A 20,736-nucleotide genomic window follows, 5' to 3' on the forward strand; every position below is an offset into this window, starting at 1 on the left:
TAGCAAAGATGCAGCTGCATACTGAGCTTTATTAGCAATCTCGGTGGCGCTTCGTGTTCGATAAACGCCAAGTCGATCTGGTCGATACTACCGCTGAGGCGGGCGTTTTTGCCCATGGACACTCGAAAACCGGGCCGCCTCACTTTTCAATCCTTATCTGAACACCGCCATTGGGTGAGACCCAAAGCCTAAGAACGCTGAATACATACGGTTAGGCGATGAGCACGGACACTAGCGAACAGAGTCCAGAGGATGAGCTTCGTGAGCGAATCACGAACTTCCTGCGTCGGAACTTCCCGCAGATTCAGATGCACGGTGGAAGCGCAGCAATTCAGGACCTTAACCTAGAAGAGGGTTCGGTCACTGTCCAACTCGGCGGCGCGTGTTCGGGCTGTGGTATTTCACCGATGACGATTCAGGCGATTAAGACCCGCATGACCAAAGAGATTCCTGAGATTGAGACTGTCCACGCCTCGACAGGCATGGGCGGACAAGAAGGAATGTCTGGTGGCGCTGGCGGTGATAGCGGTATGAGTCCCTCGTTCCCGGGCGACACTTCGGGTGACGGCGAGGAAGACGAAGGCCCACAAGCACCCTTCTAACGGGTTTTTTCTTTGTGGTTTTTTTATTGCCGAATAGCCATACGGCTACAGACGGAGGTCGTTTTCTTTCTCCCATGTCTTGATCAGCCCAGTCAGTGTCTCGTTGACGGGAACCGGTCTGTTTGCCTGTTCGACGACATAGCCGTTGATGGCGTCGATTTCTGTCCGACTTCCTGATTCGATATCCTGTAACATCGAGGAGCGATTCCGAGCGGTGGAGGCCGCGACCGACACGGTGGTTTGGGCTGCATCCGCTGGCTCGAGTGAAACTCCCTGTTTTCGACCAGTCTGTACGGCCTCGCGTGCAGCGTGTCGAGCAACGTCTTCTCCTGGGGTTTCGACTACTGCGCCGTTGGGTACCCGAGCGAGTGCCGTCGCCGCATTGATTCCTGCGTTAACAGCGAGTTTCTCCCAGAGATAGCGCGGCATCTCAGCGCTTACTGTCGTCTCGATACCACTTTCGGTGAACGCCTTACCCACGCTGTCGGCCAGAGTTGACTTCCCACCATCTGTTGGTCCGAGTACCACTTCTCCAAGTCCAGTACACTCAACAGTACCCGGCTCGGTTCGGTGAGCCCCATAGGTGGCGGTGCCTGCTAACACTGGAGCAGCGAGCTCGGCGGCAAGCTGTTCCTCGTTTCCCATCCCGTTTTGTAGTGAGAGGACACCGTCCAGCTCTACGGCTTGAAGAGCTTGTGCGGCCGCCTCAGTATCAAAACTTTTCACCGTTACAATAGCAAGCTCAGCTGTTGCCGGAACTGTCGTCACCGCATTGAGGGTTGCGCTCCGGTCAACAGCTCCAGTGATGGCAAGACCATCCGCTTCGATAGCGTCGACGTGTGGCTGTCGGCCGACTAATGTTACTTGGTGGTTGTCGGCGAGTAACCCACCAACGAGGCTCCCGAGGCTGCCCGCACCGAAGACACAAATCTCCATTACTGGTCGGTCTGTCCTCCTGCAAGTAATAGATATCCTCTCTCCCACTTTGGGAGGCGTTAGGTTTCGAGTTAGCGTTTCTTTATGTTGTTGTCGCTCATACAGGCCGAACATCTCTTCGAGGATGACACACACCAGGTTGCCCATAAGAGACAACGAGTCTTTTTTGTCCCTGAAGAGCAACCAACGAGTGACATGGGAGTGAGCTCTCTGTTTGGGCTAGAGGGTGTCGCTCTGTCGCTGGAGATTCGATTACTGTTCTCGCTGGTCTTGGCTGGTGTTGCCTCCGGGTTGGTTGTGCTGGTCCGCCGTCTTCGACGACGACTCGCCAAAACGTACATACCGATTGTGGTCGACCTCGCTACTTCGGTCATCGTCGTCGGGATTGTTGTCGGGACAACGCTTGTTCTTGCTGATTTGTGGGGCCACACGGAGACGCTTCGCGACCAGATAGGCTTTCTCAGCCTTGACAAACATGCCTCTGAGGTCATCATCTCGCTGGTTGTCCTGATTGCAGTACAGGTATTTGCCGGTGTCGTGGCGCGCCTTCTCGACAGCCTTGTGACCGAACAGGAGGTACTGAATCACCATCAGCGCGAGGTAACGTTACGTATCTCACAAGTCATCCTCTGGGGAACTGCCGCACTGCTTATCCTCGGCATCTGGAACATTGACCTCACTGGCTTGCTTGTCGGTGCCGGGTTCCTCGGTATCGTTGTCGGAATGGCCGCTCGCAAGACGCTTGGCTCCCTGCTTGGCGGCGTTGTACTCATGCTTTCACGCCCGTTCGAAGTTGGTGACTGGGTTGTTATCGACGAGAAAACAGGCATCGTCTCGGACATCACGCTGATGAGTACCCGTATTCAGGGGTTTGATGGAGAGTACATCGTCGTCCCTAACGATGTGGTGACGAACAAGACGATTACGAACCGTTCACGTCAGGGACGGCTCCGAGTCGCTGTCGAGGTCGGGGTGGATTACAGTACCGACACCGACCGTGCGCGTGAGGTGATTACTGAGGCTGTCGATTCAATCCAGACAGACAACGAGTTCGTCCGCGCCAGCCCTCCACCGAATGTGGTCGTTCGCACATTCGGCGATTCGGCGATTATTTTCGAGGCTGCTGTCTGGATTAATGAGCCGACGACCCGTCGAGTCATGCACACTGAGGACAGACTCGTGTCGGCAATCAATACTGCCTGCCGAGACAACGATATCAAGATTCCGTATCCTCAACGCGAACTCACAGGTCGTGAACCGCACGACGGCGTTGTTCGTGACAATCCGACCGAAAAGTAGCCTATGCGTCGATTTCGTACCCCGCGTCTTTGATTGCTGTCACGACATCTGTGTCTGACACGCCGTCGCCGATGACTTCGACCGAATTGTTCTCGTGGTCCGCGTCTACGTGGCTTACACTGTTAATCTCTCTGACACTGTTCTCGACGTTTTCCTCACAGCCGCCACATGACATGCCGGTGACGGTGTACGTTTGCTGTCCCATATTTGTGTTTTGACGCCTCTGATAATGTTGATTACGACTCTTTGGCGTCTCTGAGGTCTCTTTACTGAAGTTCAAGGCGAAAGCCTCGGGTTTCAGCGCGGGGAAGCAGACAATAGCGAACCATTCCAGATGAGCGGGCCATCCTGGAGTTTTATGTTTGATTGAGATGTAAATTAGGACTACACCGAGTCGGCCTCGCCGCCGTGGTAAACGGATAATATCGCGATTCGGCCCATACCATGACTGAAGGAATCCCCTTCGGGCTGCTGGCTGTGGATTCCGACACGACGGTAACTCTGAATCCCATGCCGGGATAGGAGTAACGGCGGCTTGGCCCCGCCAGCAGTCCGGTCATGCCGACCGCACTGCAAACCTGAAACTCCCAACGTGGGAATCTTCGCCCTTCAGGGCGGAGAAAAGGTCAACGATAGAACACTCTCGTCTCCGTATTGCCTCACTCGCCAGCCCGGCCAAGCGCGTCGCGGGGGTACGTCGATTTAGCGCTTTCGGCGATGTCGGGGTCAATTTCTGTTGTCGCAAACGGGTGGTCACTGTCGGTTCGAGCCAGAACGGACCCATCTGGGCTGATGACCCAGCCGTTCCCACCAAAGGTGACGCCGTCAGCGGCCCCGGCACGGTTTGAGGAGGCAAGATACGCTCCAGCTAGTACCCCCATCGTCTGGCTCCCGGCAAGCCATTTCTCCGTTGTCCGGCGTTCGGTGACTCGGGGGTTAATGAGCAAGCCGACGTCAGCCTGTGCGTACTCTCTGATTTCGTTACTTGCCCAGAGGTCGGTACAGACGAGCAGCCCCGATTTAATGCCTGCACACGCAACGGGTTCGAACTCCTGACCGCCTGCCTCGTACCATGTCGCTTCCCAGAAGCCCGGCTCGTCGGGGAGGTAGTGTTTCAGGTGGACGCCACGTGTTTGATCGTGCGTTCGGATAACTCCTTCATTTACTCGTCGACCGTCTCTGGTGGCCGGACGAGAGTAGACGACTGTTGTAGTCTCAAACGCATCGAGCTTGTCTTGCCACTGCTCATGTGTGATTTCGGCGTCTGCCCACGCCGTGTCGACGGAGTCGCTTGGCTTGCTAGCTGCGAGCCACGGGCTGAACGGCATCTCGGGGAGGACAACGATATCGCTGTCATGAGAACGAGTGTGCTCGACCAGTGCGTCAAACTGTGTCTCGAAGGACTGCGCCTCGAAATCCGGCAGTTCACAGACGGTGATTGTGACCATATGACTCGGTGAGGGTGGTGGCTCCAAAACGGTTCCCCATCGACGCTTGTTATCTCAGAGTTTCTCATCAACGCGAAGGAGTCGGAAATATCTGCCAGACGAGCAACGCGAGCACCACGAACAGAAGAACCCAGAACAGAACTGTCCAAACGATGTCCCCTGTGGCATCAAGCGTGGGGTGAACAGACTGGACGTCGACGACGGCCAGCACAGCAACGCCGACACAGAACCCGGCGAGTAACGTTGTCCGTCGGACCATACAATCTATTCGAGGGCTAATCGCTTAGGCCTTCTTGCCAGTTTCTGTAGCCGTAACTCAGGCGAGGACTTCGAGCGTTCGGACGAAAATCTGTGCCCCGTTGTATACCGCATGGCCAATAATCGGGACAAGCAGGTTCTCAGTTACGGCATAGCTCACACCAAGGACAACGCCTAGTGAGAAAAACAGCCCCAAGGCGAGCAATTCGCCACCGGTTCCAACCGAGACATTCGTGTGGACGACTACGAAAAACAGGCTTGCCACACCGATTGCGACGGCAGTATGGAAGCGCTGTTCAAGACGGGTCTGGACGAACCCTCTGAAGAACGCTTCTTCGATCGGCACGACAACAAGCGTCGAGACGACGAGCAAAACGACATAGAAGACAGGGTCAACAGCAACACCGGTAGCAGACTCGACCGTTTCGATATCAAGAACTCTGAACAATCCCGTCGCCAGCGATGCGACCACCATCATTGCAAGTCCGGTCGCTGTCCCGTAGAAAGCGTCCCATTCTGTCGGTCGCTGGATATGGAGAAACGACCGCCACTCTGCGCCCTGTCGCCAGATAGCAACACAGATAACGCTTCCAAAACCGACAATTTGGAGCGCAACGACGCCGACAAGCAGTTCTGAGATACTTCCTGACTCGCCAACCGTGATGAGCTGGCTGGCAAGCCAAGAGGTCGCTCTCCCAACTGTCAGCGCGGCACCGAAAGACATCGTGATGAACACCAGCAATCCCGGGCGGCTGTCGATTATCTTCTCGCTCATCCGTGCCTCTGGCTTTTCATACTGACAGCCATCTCATCGCTTGGAAAAAAGCGTTTGTCCTTCTTTGGCTACTCTTCGCCGGGGGCAACGGTGACAGTCGATACTTGATCGTCTTTGTCCGTCGTCATGACGGTAACACCCATCGTGTTCCGTCCCTGCGTTGATATTTCTGAAACAGGACAACGCATAATCTGTCCGCTCTCGCTCATTACGACGATGTCGTCGTCAGTCTCGACGGCTTTGACTGTTGCCACCAGCCCGTTGCGGTCGTTTGTCTTGATGTCGACCAGCCCTTTGCCGTAGCGTGACTGTCGTCGATACTCTGAGAGAAGGGTTCGCTTGCCGTAGCCGTTCCGTGTGACCGTCAGGAACGACCGGGCGTCATCGTCGTCTGTTGCGACCATTCCGGCGACCCGGTCGTTGCCTTCAAGGTCGATACCACGGACACCACGGGCGTTCCGTCCCATCTCCCGCACTTCTGATTCATCGAACCGGATTGTCATCCCCTGTTCGGTGGCAATAACGAGGTCGCCAGTGTCGTCGGTAACCTCAACGTCGACTAACTCGTCGTCATCTTCAAGCGAGGCGGCGATGATACCTGTCGAGAGGATATTGTCAAACTCCGTTACACAGGTTCGTTTGACGTACCCATCTCGGGTCACCATCGTGATACATTCGTCATCCTCGAACTCGTCGGTGTTAACAACGGCAGTTATCTCTTCTTGATCGCCGAGGTCGATGATATTGACGGCTGATTTCCCCCGAGCAGTGCGTGACATCTCGGGTATCTCGTACGTTTTGAGCTGATAGACTTGTCCCTGATTGGTGAAACAACAGAGATAGTCGTGAGTGTTAGCCCGGAAGACCTTCGAGACGCGGTCTCCATCCTTTGGATCTGACCCGATGATGCCTTTGCCTCCGCGGCCCTGTGGGTCGAACGTATCAGCAGGCATCCGCTTGATGTAGTCTTCCTCGGTGATAACAACGAGACAGTCTTCTTCCGGAATAAGGTCCTCGTGAGTGACCTGTCCTTCGTCTTCGAGAATTGACGTTTGGCGGTCGTCGCCATACTCGTCGACAATCTCTTGGAGTTCATCTTTGATGACTCCGAGTAGCTTTTTCTCGCTTGCGAGGATACTTTCGAGGTATTCGATTTCTTGTTGAAGCTCCTCGTATTCGGCTTCAATCTCACCAGCCTCCATCGACGTCAGCGACCCAATCTGCATACGAAGAATATGCTCGGCTTGCTCTTTCGAGAAGTCAAACGACGACTGCACCTCGGGGTACTCTAACTCCACGTCGAGCGTTGTTGGGTCGGTCTCGCCTTCGAGTACCTGCTGGGCTTGCTCGCGGTTGGCAGACTCAGTGACGAGGTTCACGATGGCTTCGGCCGTATCGACAGCTTCAAGGCGGCCTTCGAGGATGTGAGCGCGCTCCTCAGCCTCGTTAAGGTCATGCTGGGAGCGACGGCGGACAACCTCTTTGCGGTGGTCGATATAATGTTCTAGAGTCTCCTTTAGCGTCAGAACCTGTGGCTGCCCGTCGACCAATGCGAGGTTGATAACGCCGAACGTGGCTTCGAGATGATGGTCGAGAAGTTGGTTTTCGACGACATCGACATTAGCACCCCGCTTCAGGTCGATAACGATGCGCACACCCTCGCGGTCAGACTCATCGCGCAGGTCCGAGACGCCTTCGATAATACCTTCGTTAACATCGTCAGCAATGCGCTCGACGCGGCGAGCCTTGTTCTCTTGGTAGGGCAGTTCGGTGATAACGATACGGTCCGCACCTGAATCGTTTTGCTGTACCTCGTACTCCGCCCGCATCCGGAGGCGACCGCGGCCGGTCGAATACGCCGAGTAGATGGAGTCTTTCCCGACGATGTTCCCGCCTGTCGGGAAGTCGGGACCTTTGATATGTTCCATCAGGTCTTCGACCTCGCAGCTGGGATTGTCGATAAGATGGACAGTCGCGTCGACTACTTCGTTCAGGTTATGCGGGGGAACGTTGGTCGACATTCCAACTGCGATGCCCGAGGAGCCGTTAAGCAACAGGTTTGGGAGTTTCGCCGGAAGTACCTCGGGTTCGGTCAGTCGGTCATCGTAGTTTGACTGGAAATCTACGGTATCCTTGTCGAGATTCTCCAGTAGTTCCTCGGAAATCGAATCCATCCGAGCCTCCGTGTAGCGCATTGCAGCGGGCGGGTCACCGTCCATCGACCCGAAGTTCCCCTGTCCGTCGACAAGCGGATACCGAAGCGAGAAATCTTGTGCCATCCGTACGAGCGTATCGTAGATGGCTTTGTCGCCGTGAGGGTGGTAGTCACCCATCGTCTCGCCAACAATGGATGAACATTTACGATGGCCTGACCCCGATGTGACGCCCATCTCGTGCATAGCATAGAGGACACGCCGGTGGACTGGTTTGAGTCCATCCCGTACGTCAGGGAGCGCACGACCCGCGATGACGCTCATCGCGTAGTCGATGTAACTCTGTTCCATCTCGTCTTCGATTCGAACGCGCTCGACGTTCGCTGCCGGTACCTCCATGTCGTCGTCAGGGATATCTGAACTCATACTGTGTTACCTCAGATGTCGACCCACTCTGCCTCAGGAGCGTGCTCTTTGATGAACTCCTTGCGCGGTTCAACTGCGTCACCCATCAGCACGGAAAACATTCGGTCTGCCGCCGCGGCATCCTCGACTGTGATGCGTTTGAGGATGCGGTTTTCGGGGTTCATTGTCGTGTCCCACAGCTGTTTGGGATTCATCTCACCAAGTCCCTTGAATCGCTGGACTTGGCTTGGGCTTCCGCCACATTTCTCTGCGATTATCTCGTCGCGTTCGGTGTCGGTCATTGCGTCGTATGTCTCGCCACGGTATCGGATGCGATACAGCGGTGGTTGCGTGGCATAGACGTAGCCGTTTTCGAGCAACGGCTGCATATGTCTGTAGAAAAATGTCAACAGCAGCGTGCGGATATGTGCGCCGTCAACATCGGCGTCAGTCGCCATGATGATTTTCTGGTAGCGCACGTCGTCAAGGCTGAACTCGTCACCAATGCCCGCGCCAATTGCCGTGATGATGTTCCGAATCTGGTCGTTTTCGAGAATCCGGTCAAGCCGGTGTTTCTCGACGTTGAGCACCTTTCCACGAATGGGCAAGACAGCCTGGAACTCGGGGTTGCGTGCTTGTTTTGCACTCCCGCCTGCAGAGTCTCCTTCCGCGATGAACAGCTCTGCCTCGGTCGGGTCCCGAGTCTGGCAATCTGCGAGCTTGCCCGGCAGTGCGGTCGAATCGAGTGCGCTCTTTCGTCGGGTCAGCTCTTCGGCTTTCTGTGCAGCTTTCCGCGCTTTTGCGGCCTCGACTGCTTTCGTGACGATTGTCTCGGCAGTGTCTGGGTTTTCCTCGAAGAAGGTCCCGAGATGCTTGTGCATCGCAGACTCGACGATTCCTCGAACCTCACTGTTGCCGAGTTTGGTCTTGGTCTGGCCCTCGAACTGTGGGTCGGGATGTTTGACCGAGAGCACGGCCGTCAGTCCCTCCCGGATGTCGTCGCCCTTGAGAGTATCATCGAGGTCCTTGAGCAGGCTGTTCTCGCTGGCATAATCGTTGACAACCCGTGTTAGAGCGGTCTTGAACCCAGTCATGTGGGTACCACCTTCGCGGGTGTTGATGTTGTTCGCAAAGGCGTGTAGTGAGCCTTGGAGTTCATCTGTCGCCTGTAAGGCAACTTCGACGTGGACGACACCGCTCTCGCCTTCGCCCTCTATTTGGCCGTCGGTCTCGAAGTAGATGACATCCTCGTGAAGAACGGTCTTTGTCTCGTTGAGGAATTCAACAAACTCCTTGATACCGCCGTCGTACCGGAACGTCGTCTCCTCACCGCTGCGCTCATCAGCGAGCGTGATTGCGACACCGCTGTTGAGAAACGCAAGTTCGCGCAGTCGGGATTCAAGTGTCGAAAACGAAAAATCAGTGGTCTCGAAAATATCGTCATCCGGCCAGAACCGGATTTTCGTTCCCGTGTCCTCGTCAGGGTCTCTATCGCGGACGCGCTCAAGATCGTGGTCTGGTGCCCCTCGGGTGAACGACTGCTGCCAGACGGCCCCGTCACGCTTGACTTCGATATCCAGTGTCACTGAGAGAGCATTGACAACAGAGACACCGACTCCGTGGAGCCCACCCGACACTTGGTACGACTTGTTGTCGAATTTCCCGCCTGCGTGGAGGACAGTCATGATAACTTCGAGTGCGGGACGACCCTGCTCCTCATTCGTGTCGACGGGAATCCCTCGCCCGTCGTCGCGAACGGAAACGGAGTTGTCCTCATGTATCGTGACGGTTATATCGTCACAGTGGCCAGCAAGAGCCTCATCAATAGAGTTATCCACTACCTCGTACACCAGATGGTGAAGTCCTCTACCGTCTGTCGATCCGATATACATTGCCGGTCGTTTCCGGACCGCTTGTAACCCTTCGAGCACCTGAATTTGGTCTGCGCCGTACTCACTATCCTGGGACATAAAATCGTACCGAAGGCTAACCACCCCCTCCTCTTAAAGCTCACGCACGCGTGTGCGCGCATCGCGGTGATAGGATAATCCCTCGATGAACGCCCGACTGTTTACTTCCGCTCTGGTTGGCGATAACATTTAAACCCGGGTGCGATACATAGAGATACAAGATGACATCGTATCAGTCGCAACTCGGCAGCGGAGACGGAATTGCCGAGGAACTGGCCGAAGGCCAGCGAGCGATCTCAATCGCCGAGTTCTTCGAGAAGAACAAACACATGCTCGGGTTCGATTCCGGAGCCCGTGGACTGGTGACTGCAGTCAAAGAAGCCGTCGACAACAGCCTTGACGCCTGCGAGGAGGCGGCTATTCTCCCGGATATCTATGTCGAGCTACAAGACGAGGGTGATTATTATCGGCTCATCGTCGAGGACAATGGACCTGGTATTACCAAAGAGCAGATTCCGAAGATTTTCGGCAAACTCCTCTATGGCTCCCGATTTCATAAACGCGAGCAAGCACGGGGCCAGCAGGGAATCGGTATCTCTGCGGCAGTGTTGTACTCACAACTCACCTCGGGCAAACCTGCCAAAGTCACTTCCCGAACACAGGAGCGCGAGGATGCACAGTATTTCGAGGTTATCGTCGACACCGACGAGAACGAACCCGAGATAAGCGTCGAGGAGACAACTACTTGGGAACGCCCGCATGGGACCCGAATCGAATTAGAGATGGAAGCCAACATGCGCGCTCGCCAGCAACTCCACGACTACATTACCCACACTGCGGTCGTCAATCCTCACGCCCGAATCGAACTCCAAGAGCCCAAAGCCGAGTTCAAATACGAGCGAGCGACAGACACCCTCCCTGACGAGACCGAAGAGATTCGCCCACACCCACATGGCGTCGAACTCGGAACGCTCATCAAGATGGGAGAGGAGACCGATTCATACTCAATTTCGGGCTTTGTTCAAGAGGAGTTTACTAGAGTCGGCCAGAAGACGGCAAACTCCATTATCGATAGTTTTCGAGACAGATATTTCGGGCGTGAGATGGCTTGGCGCTTACCACAACAACACGAAGACGCTACTGTCACAGATGTTGTCACAGATGCTGTCGTCAACAAGGGACAGGACGCGACGGCTGATTTTGCGGCTGGTATCACAAAGCGACTCGAAAACGGCGACCGCGTTGCCCACCATCAGGTAGTTGAGGCGGCCGAGGAGGTCGGTGACGAGGTACAGACCGCGTACGGTACAACATTTGGGTCGACAGTCCGAGAAAATGCTGTCGAGGCCGCCTGGGACGCAATCACAGCCGAACGCGAATCGGATATCTACACACTGGTCGACGATGCGACGACAAAACGGAAAGACGACGCAGTGATTCAGGCAGTAACCGAGCGCCTCGCAGCAAAATTCGCGCAGGGTTCCCATCACCGCGTGACCGGTGGCGACCTTCGAGAGTACGTTGACCGTGCAGCCGATATGACCGAGGAGCGCGACGATGGGACCTTCGGAGATACTGCCCGTGAAAACATCGTTGACGCGCTTTGGGAGACTGCCAAGCAGGTTCCCGACGATCCACCGAAAATCCATGATGTGGCCGCCGACCGCGACAGCGCTTCGGAATTACTCGATGCAATGCGTGCGGTCGATATCATCTCGCCACCCACGGGTTGTCTTGCTCCCATCACCGAGGAACTTGTCGAGAAAGGCCTTGGCAAGGAGTACAATGCCGACTTTTTCGCAGCGGCGACCCGCGATGCCTCGGTACACGGTGGCGACCCGTTCATCGTCGAGGCTGGCATTGCCTACGGTGGCGATATCGAACATGAGGGCAGTGCAGAAGTACTCCGATTTGCCAACCGCGTCCCGTTGGTCTACCAACGTGGGGCCTGTGCGACGACCGATGTCGTAAAGAACATCAACTGGCGAAACTACGGACTCGACCAGCCCGGTGGGAGTGGTGTTCCCAACGGCCCGGCTGTGATCATGGTTCATATCGCCTCGACGAATGTCCCCTTTACCAGCGAGTCGAAAGACGCCGTGGCGAACGTCCCCGAAATGGAAGACGAAATCGAACTCGCTATCCGCGAGGCCGCGCGCGAACTGAAGAGTTTCCTGAACAAGCGCCGCTCGATGCGCCAGCGACGCGAGAAACAAAACAAGCTTGCGACCATTCTGCCTGAGATGGCTGAGAAACTGTCCTCGGTTACTGATAAAAAAGAGCTTGAAATTGACAACACGATGGCCCGTATCATGAACGATGTACTGGTTACTCGGGAGCGCGAAGGCGAGACAGTCCGGCTCGTGGTCGAAAACAACGACGACAGCAACGCCGAACTGGAGGTGACGGACATCGTGGATGCTGAACCAACAGCCGTCAACGGTGCCAACGTCGTCAAAATGGACGATGAGTGGTTCATCAAGTGGAATCCAACAGTTGGAGCTAGCGACGAATCCGTTCTTGAGTACACGCTCACCGACGACGCCAACTGTGACATCGCAGTCGACGGCATCGAGGACGAGAAACTGACTGTTGACGCCTGAAACCTAAAATTCACAATGAGTACTGACGACACATCCGACGCACGCGAACAGTTGTTGAGTCTTGCCAACCAGTTTTACGAGCAGTTCGACGATGGAACCGTCCCGAGCATGGAGGTACCCACTCGGACAAAGACCAACATCGAGTACAACGAAGAAAGCGATGTCTGGGTCTACGGCGACCGGACGTCAACCCGGAGTGCAAAATCAATTCGGGGCGCACAGAAGCTGCTGAAAGCGACATATGCTATCGATTTCCTCACCCGACAGCTCGAAGAAGATCGCTCCTCAACGCTGCGTGAACTCTATTATCTCTCTGAGTCATGGGATCTTGACGAGGCCCAATTCTCTAGCCAAGACGAGTCAAACCAGTTAATCGAAGACCTCGAAATCGTCTCTGGTGTCACGCGCGAGGATTTCCACATGCGCCCGGAAGAATCCGGCGCGACAGTGATGGGTCCCCTGAAGATTCGTGAGCAGACCCGCCGAGGCGAGCGTGAAATCCATTGCCAGAAGGATGTTGGCGAAGGGGGGTACCAGATTCCCAACAACCCCGACACAATCGACTTTCTCGACCATGACGCAGACTTCGTGCTGGCGGTCGAGACCGGTGGTATGCGTGACAGGCTCGTCGAAAATGGATTCGACGAGGAGTACAACGCGTTGGTGGTTCATCTCAAGGGACAACCTGCCCGTGCAACTCGGCGACTCACCAAGCGCCTGCACGACGAACTGGACCTTCCGGTTATGGTCTTTACCGACGGTGACCCCTGGAGCTACCGTATCTACGGCTCCGTCACGTACGGTTCAATCAAGAGCGCACACCTCTCAGAGTATCTCGCCACGCCCGAAGCAGAGTACGTCGGTATTCGGCCTGAAGATATCGTGGAGTACGATTTGCCGACGGACCCGCTCAGTGACTCAGACGTAAACGCGCTTGAATCCGAGCTGGAGGACCCACGGTTCCAGACCGAGTTCTGGGAGGAACAAATCAAACTCCAACTCGACATCGAGAAAAAATCCGAACAGCAGTCACTCGCCGCACGCGGGCTTGATTTCGTGACCGATACCTATCTTCCCGAGCGCCTGACTGAGATGGGTGTCCTCTAGGTATCCTCAGTCAGTGTTGACTCCTCATCGTTCTGGTCGGCTGCGTCCTCGGGTGTGTTGTCGCCGTTGTGTGTCGATTCCTTGGTTATCTCGGCAAGTTCGGCATCGAGGGTGTTAGTTACGTTAACACTCGTTTCTCGGCAGTCCTCGCAATACCAGTTCTCACCGCGCTCGATAGTATACAGTGGGACACCTGCGACGACATAGGACTGCTCGTACTCCCGCCTGATACCGCGTTCAACCTGGTCGAAACAGACAGAACACGGCTTATCGGTGCCCGTGACGTACTGTTCGTCAACAGATGTGGTTGGTCCAAACGTCGTCGGTGGGTGGCGATTTTCGATACGCTTGCGCGTTGGTGGCAAAAAGAGCATGGCCAAAGTTAGGCAGGCAACCGTAAGCGTCAGCCCTACTGGAGTGGTTCCCATCGAAGTAAAGATACTGACACCGATGACAACCGCTAATAATCCCTTGATGTACCCTGACATGGTTCCATCTTGGCTGGTACTGTCAGCTTGTTCACCGACAGCGGTTGTCGACTGACCGCTGGCGCTCGGTGCTGTATCGCTGCTGTGAGCACGAAGGACTTTTCGCGTGGCGTTGTGTTCGTAGTGGTACCAGCCATAGAAGATATTTCCCAGTCCGCCAGTGAACATAACGAGGAGAACGTGAATCGGAATAGAGCCGTACTCCCGGTCGATGAGTGCAACTTCATCGCCGCCGTCATACTGCAGTTCCCACCCGTTGGCAACGTGGTCACTAACTCGGGCACGGAACTGTTGGTGGCGTTTCTCGGTCGAAGCTTCTGACGCTGCCAGCTGCCGTCCACACTCTCCACAGTAACTGTCTTCCGGTACGACGCTGTTGCCACAGTCTGGACAGTAGGCTGTTGAATTGTCGCTGCCGCCGGCGGTTCCCATTATGTTTACCCTGTTGGTCTAGATAGAAAAGTTACCTTGTCGTGTTTCATTACATGGAACCACGGAACCGCACTCTCCCCCAGCATTCCCTCTTTTGGGGCTGTCCTTACTTTTCTCGGCTGCTATCCTAGCCGTATCACTGGTTGGTATCACATCTTCAATTTCTATGTATATCATACAAACTTATCCGATATAGCGTCTTCCGGCCAAACGATGGTAGAAGCAACCGTCTGGTCAGTGTTGCCACCACTCGTCGCCATTGGGTTGGCAATTATCACACGGAAAGCAATCCTATCGCTGTTTCTTGGGGTCTGGACAGGGGCTATCCTGTACACAGGAAATGTGGGCATCATCCAGACATTCGACTGGATGATTGCAGGTATCCTTGCCGACGACGGCTTTCACGTCCAGATTATCCTGTTCACGCTGTTACTCGGCTCCGGGGTAGCGATGATTTGGCGACTTGGGGGGGCGCTGGCGATACGAAACTGGGCAGTACAGCGTATCGACTCTCAGCGAAAGGCCGGTCTGATGGCGTGGGGGCTTGGGACTGGTTTCTTCTTCGACGACTACGCCAACACGGCTATCGTCGGGAGTACGATGAAAGACATCTCCGACAACCTCCGTATCTCGCGGGAGAAACTCTCCTATCTTGTCGACTCGACTGCAGCCCCGGCAGCGACGCTTGGCATCTCATCGTGGGTTGCGTTTCAGATTTCGATGATAAACCAGGGGTATGCAGAGATTGGGCTTCCTGAAGAGGAAGTGCCTGGCGGATTTGATGTGTTTCTGAGCGCGTGGCCGTTCAACATGTATTCGATTCTGTCAATCGTGATGGTGTTGTGTATTGTCGTGACAAAGCGAGACTTTGGTGAGATGTTACTCGCCGAGCGGCGGGCCGCTAGAACTGGGAAAGTAAACCGTGACGATGCGCGACCGATGCAGGACGTAGAGGGTGACCTAGGAAAGCCAAAGAGTGATAATCCACGTGTTGCGACGTTTATCGTTCCAATACTCGTACTCGTTACTGTTGTTCTGGGTGTCGCTGCTTGGACGGGGAACGGCTTTCAGGGCGCAGGAGCCCAAGAGTTCAGTGATAACGCTGATTTCACCCTCGCGTTGTTGCTTGGTTCTTTCGCGATGGTCGCATCGTCGTATGCGCTTGGCTACGCGTATGGTATCCTCTCGCTCGAAGAGAGCGTCGATACGACTATCGACGGGTTCGGTCTCATGTTGACTGCCGTGACGATTCTCGTCCTTGCGTGGTCGCTTGGCGAGGCCGTCTCTGCGCTGGAAACTGGCAAGTTCGTCTCCGAACAGATACAGGGCGTCGTCGGTGAAGAGACACTCCCTGTTGTCGTCTTCCTCGCGGCCGCGTTCACCGCGTTCTCGACCGGTTCCTCGTGGGGCACGATGACGATACTGACACCGATTGCTATTCCTGTCGCCTGGGATATCGCCGCAAGTCACGAACTGGTGTCGGTGATGGTCGGCGTCATCTTTTCGGGCGCTATCTTTGGCGACCACAGCTCACCTATTTCGGATACGACCGTCCTGTCGGCAACGTTTAGCGGTGCCGATCTCATCGACCACGTTCGAACGCAACTATACTACGCTGTCACGGTGGCTCTCGTCGTCGTTGTCCTATTACTCATCTGGGGTTACACAGGCATCACGCCGTGGCTGCTCCTTGTTCTCGGGATTGTTCTGATTGTAGGACTCGTCTACGCACTCCCTGCAATTCAAGAGCAACTGTTTAATGTCGACCCTGTCCAGGAACCCGAGTACGAGTAACGGATAGGTTCGACAAAACACCACACGTTTCTTTGTTCTCGTTTCTTACTCACGGTCGTCAGATTCGGTGGGTAGCCACGGCTCACAATCACGCCAGTACTGAACTTACACGAAAGGTGGTGCTCTGTCGCCGCTTAGAGCAACCGTGAAAGGAACTCCTGACCGCGCTCGGTCTGTGGCTGCTCGAAGAACTCTGCTGCCGGTCGACGCTCGGCAATTTTCCCATCAGACATCAGCGTGATGGTGTCTCCCACCTCGCGCGCAAAACCCATCTCGTGGGTGACAACGAGCATGGTCATCCCGCCTGTTGCAAGGTCTTTCATTACGTCGAGCACTTCGCCCACAAGTTCCGGGTCGAGCGCGCTCGTCACCTCATCAAACAGCATGACTTCTGGATCCATCGCGAGCGCACGAGCAATGGCGACCCGCTGTTGTTGTCCGCCCGAAAGCTCTTCAGGGTAGGAATCTCCCTGATCACCGAGTCCTACCTCGTCGATAAGTGACTCTGCCCGTTCCCGGGCTTCGTCCTCGGGGATTCCTTTGACCTCTGTCGGCCCGAGCATAATGTTCTCCTTAGCAGTCATATGCGGGAACAGGTTGAACGATTGGAACACCATGCCGATACGCTGGCGGAGTCGGTCAACATCTGCGTCCGGTGCAGAGATTGCCTCGCTATCAAGTCGAATCTCACCGCTCTGAATTTCTTCGAGACGGTTTGTACACCGTAACAACGTTGACTTCCCGGACCCCGATGGCCCGATGATGACGGTTACTTCCTGTTCCTTTACCTCCATGCTTACATCTTTGAGGACGTGTGTCTGGCCGAAGTACTTGTTCACGTTCTCAAATTCAACGATTGATTCGTTACTCATTGTCGCCTCCCGAGTCCTTCACCGATAGACCCAACTAGTCGCTTGAGGTGCGATTCACTCTCTTCTTGCTCGCTGCTCCAGTCAGCCCGCCGTTCAAGGATGCTGATGAGCAGGCTCATCGACATTGTCACCAAGAGATAGAACAAACAAACCCAGACCAGCGGCGTCCAAGGGTCGAGTTGGTTGCTGTTGATGTTCCGGAAGACGCTCATAATCTCTTGCAGTGCGATGACCGTCAGTAGCGAGGTGTCCTTGACAAGGATAATCTGGTCGTTTCCGATGGCTGGGAGCGCGTTACGCCAAGCTTGTGGCAAAACAACTCGCCGCATTGCTTGCACGTTAGACATGCCAAGCGAGCGGGCGGCCTCTAGCTGGCCATCATCGACAGCAGCGATGCCCCCACGAATTGCCTCTGCCACGTACGCGATGTGATTTAGCGTGAGACCGATGATAGCCGCAGGGAGTCGCCAGTCGCCGGCATACGAAAAGCCTGCAATGGCAATCTCCCAAGACCCAAGCGGAAACTGCCCGACAGCCCAAAGTCGTGGAATACCGAAGTAGATAACGAACAGTTGAAAGAGCAGCGGTGTTCCACGGAAGAACTCGACGTACACCTTCGAAATGCGCGACGTAACCGGTGACGACGATGTTCGTGCAAGCCCCATAAGTGTCCCAAGCGACACTGAGAGAATACTTGATATGACAACAATTGTCAGGACAAGCTTGAATGCCTCGACAAAGCGCGGAAACACAGACTGTAGAAGGCTATAATCAACCTGTGTAAACATAATCCAGCCGAGAAACGAAGCGACAGCCAGTCCCAGCGTAACAGAGAGGAGTTCACCAAGGCGTCTGACAAACGTGTCGTTTGCCAAAACCCCGCCGCTGCTTACATCCGATTCATTCTGTGAGTGAGTTTCTGACATGGGTAGATTCTGACCTGAATCTTACTAATGTTGAAAAGCCAAGTTATGAAGCGAGTTATCCAGCGAAGAACTCGTTGTAAATCTCGTCGTACCGCCCTGACTCTTTGACTGCAGCAAGTGCCTCGTTGACTGCTTTGTTGAACTCGTCGTCTTCCTGACGGAACGCGATTCCGTAGTTTTCGACTGTCAGCGTGAGATACGGCGGCGCGTCTTGCCCCGCTTCTTCGGCTGCGCCTTCGCCTTCAAGGAACCCAACACCGTCCTGTTCGGCGACGAACTCTCCGTTGACCGTGTTATCGTTGACGACCGCTGAGACCTGATTGTTGATGAGTGCATCAAAAGCCCCGGTAATCTGGTCGTAGCTCTGTATCTCAAGGTTACCGCCGAGTTCCTCTTTGAGTTGCTCGGCTGCGGTTTCACCTGTTGTTCCCTTCTGGACACCGACGGCTTTGCCCTCCAAGTCCTGCTTGGAGCTGACATCGCCGCCTTCGATTACGACGACTGTCTGATATGCAGTGAAGTATGGCTCTGAGAAGTCTACTTTCTCAGCACGCTCGTCGTTTATCGTCATCGCACTCATGATGACACGGAAGTTCCCGTTGTTTAGTGATGGGATGATTCCGTCCCACGCGGTCGGCTGGAACTCGTAATCAAGCCCCATTTCGTCGACGTAGATGGCTTCTGCCATCTTTACGTCGAAGCCGGTCAAATCACCATCCTCCGTTCTGTACTCGAAGGGTTTGTACGGAATGTCGGACCCAACGGTAACAACTCCGTTGCTCAGTCCGTACTGGGAGTCGCCCCCGTCGCTACTTTCATCGTCCCCATCGCCCCCATCGCTACTTTCGTCGCCCCCATCGCTACTTTCATCGTCCCCATCATCTCCGCCACCAACACAGCCAGCCAGTGCAAACGTTGCACTACCAGTTGCGATTGCTTTCAGGTATTTGCGCCGTTGCATGCTCCTCTGTGTAACCTCCTACTACTTAAATGACGGGGGAACGATTATTAGTATTGTTTTGTGACATGTACAGAAACACGACAATCAGCGGCTCTCTATTCGAAAAATACCGCCGCTGTCGGTGTGTTATCTGATGACGTTGTCGTTAATACCGCGCGGGAAGTAAGTCAGCTGTTCGGTCCCATTTTTCGTCACCGCGACTGTATCGGAGTGGCGATACCCTGCCTCGTTGGTGTAAATTCCCGGCTCTATCGTGTATACATGACCGGGCTCCATGACAGCATCAGCTTCGTCTCGACCGTCGCGTTCCTCACAGTGGGCCCCCCAGCCTCGGTCGATGTAGGGCGGTTCGTGAGCACCCATCCCGATGTTGTGTCCGACGTGATGTTGGGCAAGGTCAGTAACGCCCTGTTCCTCGAAGTACGACCAGACGGCGTCGTCGACTGCCGCGAGTTCGACACCGGGTCCCATCGCTTCGATGGCGATTGTCTGGGCTTCGAGCATGAGTTCGAAGTAATGCTCGTCCTCGTCGCTGACATCCCCGACGAACATAGTCCGTTCGAGCTCCGAGTGATAACCGTCGATGTTTGCTGAGGCCCCTGTAATCAGTACGTCTCCCCGCTCTAACTGTCGGTTTGCGGTGTGTCCGTGAGGGAGTCGTGTTTGCGGGCCGGAAATAAATCCCGCGTGAGCCGGGCCATCGCCCCGAACTGTCGGGACATACCGGTCACCCAGCGTGTCGAGCATGGACCGAGAAGCGCGCAAAGAAGCACGCTGACTCACTGTTGCTGGATGTGCACCGGGCTCAGTCTCTTCGGCAAGGTATCGGTGTGCCAGATTCCCCCAACGTGCCGATTCTCGGATGAGGTCAACTTCTGCGTCGGATTTTTCCCACCGCATCCGGTCGACCCACGATTGGCTCTCTACGTCGACAAACATCGATAATGCTGGCCCTTCGTAACCCATCACGCCGGGTGCCCCATCTGCGTCTGCGATAACGCTCTCTGCATCGAGTTCTGAAAGCATCTCGGCAACCGTCTCTATTGGCTGACCCTGTGGGTAATCGAAGTAGGTATGGACGCGGTCGATACGCGGGTTCGGTGCGACACGCTCAGCTTCGAGATGTGGGAGCGTGATAGCGACGGATTCTTCAGAAACTGCGAGCATAGCGGGACGCTCGGTCTGAATATGATGGAAGCCGGTCAGATAGCCGATACTAGTCGCACCAAACCAGCCAGCGGCGTCAGCGTCGGTCTCAGCGAGTTGCGCGCGGACTGTCTCTATTCGCTGTTCATATTCGTGTGCAGGCAGCTCCGTTGAGAGTTTGGCAGGCTCTGGCATATCCGGGTTTGGAGTGGTTCCATCCTAACCCTTTCCCCCACTCACTCGCTGTGTTCGTCTATGTCGACGTGGTCAAGCACCCATTCGATATGCTCGTCGAGCCGTTGTTCGCCCGCGTCAGTCAACGCGTAGATGTCATGAATACCCTCAGTTTTTGTCTCGATAAAGCCCGCATCTTTCATTGCTTCCAGCGCACCATAAAATGACTTTGGGTCGATCCGAACGTCGTAGAGCGATTCCAGCCGAGATTTGAGCGCCTGTGCTTGCCGTGGCTCTTCGGCAAGCAAGACACAGATATCTCGGCGACGCCCGCTCTGGAGAAACCTCGCCATGGTTCGAGTATGGTGGGCCTGTTGTTTGTGCATTTCGAGGCCGGGTCGGAGTCACTCCCTGAAACCCATCCCAAGACCTATGCGGATGAGCATC

General features: G+C 55.1%; 18 protein-coding genes and 1 pseudogene. 5 read left to right on the forward strand and 14 right to left on the reverse strand.

The features are described 5' to 3' along the window. Positions 1-5: 5 nt before the first annotated feature. A pseudogene (locus N5098_RS04990) lies at positions 6-116 on the reverse strand (IS6 family transposase); the annotation flags it as partial. Positions 117-218: 102 nt separating this feature from the next. Here N5098_RS04990 and N5098_RS04995 point away from each other — a divergent pair. Beyond that, on the forward strand, positions 219-602 hold the full coding sequence (locus N5098_RS04995; RefSeq protein WP_267636622.1) for a NifU family protein: 384 nt from the start codon (positions 219-221) through the stop codon (positions 600-602). A 45-nt stretch (positions 603-647) separates the two neighbouring features. Here the strand turns inward: N5098_RS04995 and N5098_RS05000 are convergent, their stop codons facing one another. Continuing rightward, on the reverse strand, positions 648-1,538 hold the full coding sequence (locus N5098_RS05000) for a ketopantoate reductase family protein (RefSeq protein WP_267636623.1): 891 nt from the start codon (positions 1,536-1,538) through the stop codon (positions 648-650). Positions 1,539-1,622: 84 nt separating this feature from the next. Here N5098_RS05000 and N5098_RS05005 point away from each other — a divergent pair, with 84 nt between their 5' ends. Then, positions 1,623-2,837: a mechanosensitive ion channel family protein gene (locus N5098_RS05005; RefSeq protein WP_267636624.1), complete on the forward strand. Its 1,215-nt coding sequence runs from the start codon at positions 1,623-1,625 to the stop codon at positions 2,835-2,837. A 1-nt stretch (position 2,838) separates the two neighbouring features. Here N5098_RS05005 and N5098_RS05010 read toward each other — a convergent pair whose 3' ends face one another. The 6 genes from N5098_RS05010 to gyrB form a co-directional block, all read right to left on the reverse strand. Further along, a complete protein-coding gene (locus tag N5098_RS05010) occupies positions 2,839-3,042 on the reverse strand; it encodes a heavy-metal-associated domain-containing protein (RefSeq protein ID WP_267636626.1) in 204 nt (67 codons plus the stop codon). Between the two features lie 454 nt (positions 3,043-3,496). Continuing rightward, complete coding sequence (locus N5098_RS05015; protein ID WP_267636627.1) at positions 3,497-4,285, reverse strand: carbon-nitrogen hydrolase family protein; 789 nt, start codon at positions 4,283-4,285, stop codon at positions 3,497-3,499. 67 nt (positions 4,286-4,352) lie between these two features. Beyond that, positions 4,353-4,544, reverse strand: a complete 192-nt coding sequence (locus tag N5098_RS05020) for a hypothetical protein (protein ID WP_267636628.1) — start codon at positions 4,542-4,544, stop codon at positions 4,353-4,355. 57 nt (positions 4,545-4,601) lie between these two features. Then, positions 4,602-5,318 carry a CPBP family intramembrane glutamic endopeptidase gene (locus tag N5098_RS05025; RefSeq protein ID WP_267636629.1) on the reverse strand — a complete coding sequence of 239 codons (717 nt, stop codon included), beginning with the start codon at positions 5,316-5,318 and terminating at the stop codon, positions 4,602-4,604. A 68-nt stretch (positions 5,319-5,386) separates the two neighbouring features. Beyond that, entirely contained in the window at positions 5,387-7,897 is a 2,511-nt protein-coding gene (gene gyrA / locus N5098_RS05030; protein WP_267636630.1) for a DNA gyrase subunit A, read from the reverse strand. 11 nt (positions 7,898-7,908) lie between these two features. Next, a complete protein-coding gene (gyrB, locus tag N5098_RS05035; protein WP_267636631.1) occupies positions 7,909-9,846 on the reverse strand; it encodes a DNA topoisomerase (ATP-hydrolyzing) subunit B in 1,938 nt (645 codons plus the stop codon). 161 nt (positions 9,847-10,007) lie between these two features. Between gyrB and N5098_RS05040 the strand changes: the two genes are divergently transcribed. After that, positions 10,008-12,389: a DNA topoisomerase VI subunit B gene (locus N5098_RS05040; RefSeq protein ID WP_267636632.1), complete on the forward strand. Its 2,382-nt coding sequence runs from the start codon at positions 10,008-10,010 to the stop codon at positions 12,387-12,389. Positions 12,390-12,404: 15 nt separating this feature from the next. Next, positions 12,405-13,496, forward strand: coding sequence for a DNA topoisomerase IV subunit A (locus N5098_RS05045; protein ID WP_267636633.1), 1,092 nt, complete (start codon positions 12,405-12,407; stop codon positions 13,494-13,496). On the opposite strand, the gene N5098_RS05050 is transcribed toward N5098_RS05045, so the two are convergent. Then, positions 13,493-14,416 (reverse strand): DUF8108 domain-containing protein, encoded by a 924-nt coding sequence (locus N5098_RS05050; RefSeq protein ID WP_267636634.1) that lies wholly within the window; start codon positions 14,414-14,416, stop codon positions 13,493-13,495. The genes N5098_RS05045 and N5098_RS05050 overlap by 4 nt on opposite strands. A gap of 213 nt (positions 14,417-14,629) precedes the next feature. Here N5098_RS05050 and N5098_RS05055 point away from each other — a divergent pair, with 213 nt between their 5' ends. Beyond that, a complete protein-coding gene (locus tag N5098_RS05055; RefSeq protein ID WP_267636635.1) occupies positions 14,630-16,210 on the forward strand; it encodes a Na+/H+ antiporter NhaC family protein in 1,581 nt (526 codons plus the stop codon). Between the two features lie 134 nt (positions 16,211-16,344). Here N5098_RS05055 and N5098_RS05060 read toward each other — a convergent pair whose 3' ends face one another. From N5098_RS05060 to N5098_RS05080, 5 genes are all read right to left on the reverse strand, one after another. Continuing rightward, entirely contained in the window at positions 16,345-17,082 is a 738-nt protein-coding gene (locus N5098_RS05060; protein WP_303651833.1) for an amino acid ABC transporter ATP-binding protein, read from the reverse strand. Continuing rightward, a complete protein-coding gene (locus N5098_RS05065) occupies positions 17,079-18,008 on the reverse strand; it encodes an amino acid ABC transporter permease (RefSeq protein WP_267636636.1) in 930 nt (309 codons plus the stop codon). The genes N5098_RS05060 and N5098_RS05065 overlap by 4 nt, the downstream gene beginning before the upstream one ends. A 55-nt stretch (positions 18,009-18,063) precedes the next feature. After that, entirely contained in the window at positions 18,064-18,969 is a 906-nt protein-coding gene (locus N5098_RS05070; RefSeq protein WP_267636637.1) for a basic amino acid ABC transporter substrate-binding protein, read from the reverse strand. 126 nt (positions 18,970-19,095) lie between these two features. Continuing rightward, positions 19,096-20,310, reverse strand: coding sequence for a M24 family metallopeptidase (locus N5098_RS05075; RefSeq protein ID WP_267636638.1), 1,215 nt, complete (start codon positions 20,308-20,310; stop codon positions 19,096-19,098). A gap of 41 nt (positions 20,311-20,351) precedes the next feature. After that, a complete protein-coding gene (locus N5098_RS05080; RefSeq protein WP_267636639.1) occupies positions 20,352-20,642 on the reverse strand; it encodes a PadR family transcriptional regulator in 291 nt (96 codons plus the stop codon). Positions 20,643-20,736 lie beyond the last annotated feature (94 nt).

Source organism: Halovenus rubra (assembly GCF_026586665.1).
Lineage (GTDB): Archaea > Halobacteriota > Halobacteria > Halobacteriales > Haloarculaceae > Halovenus > Halovenus rubra.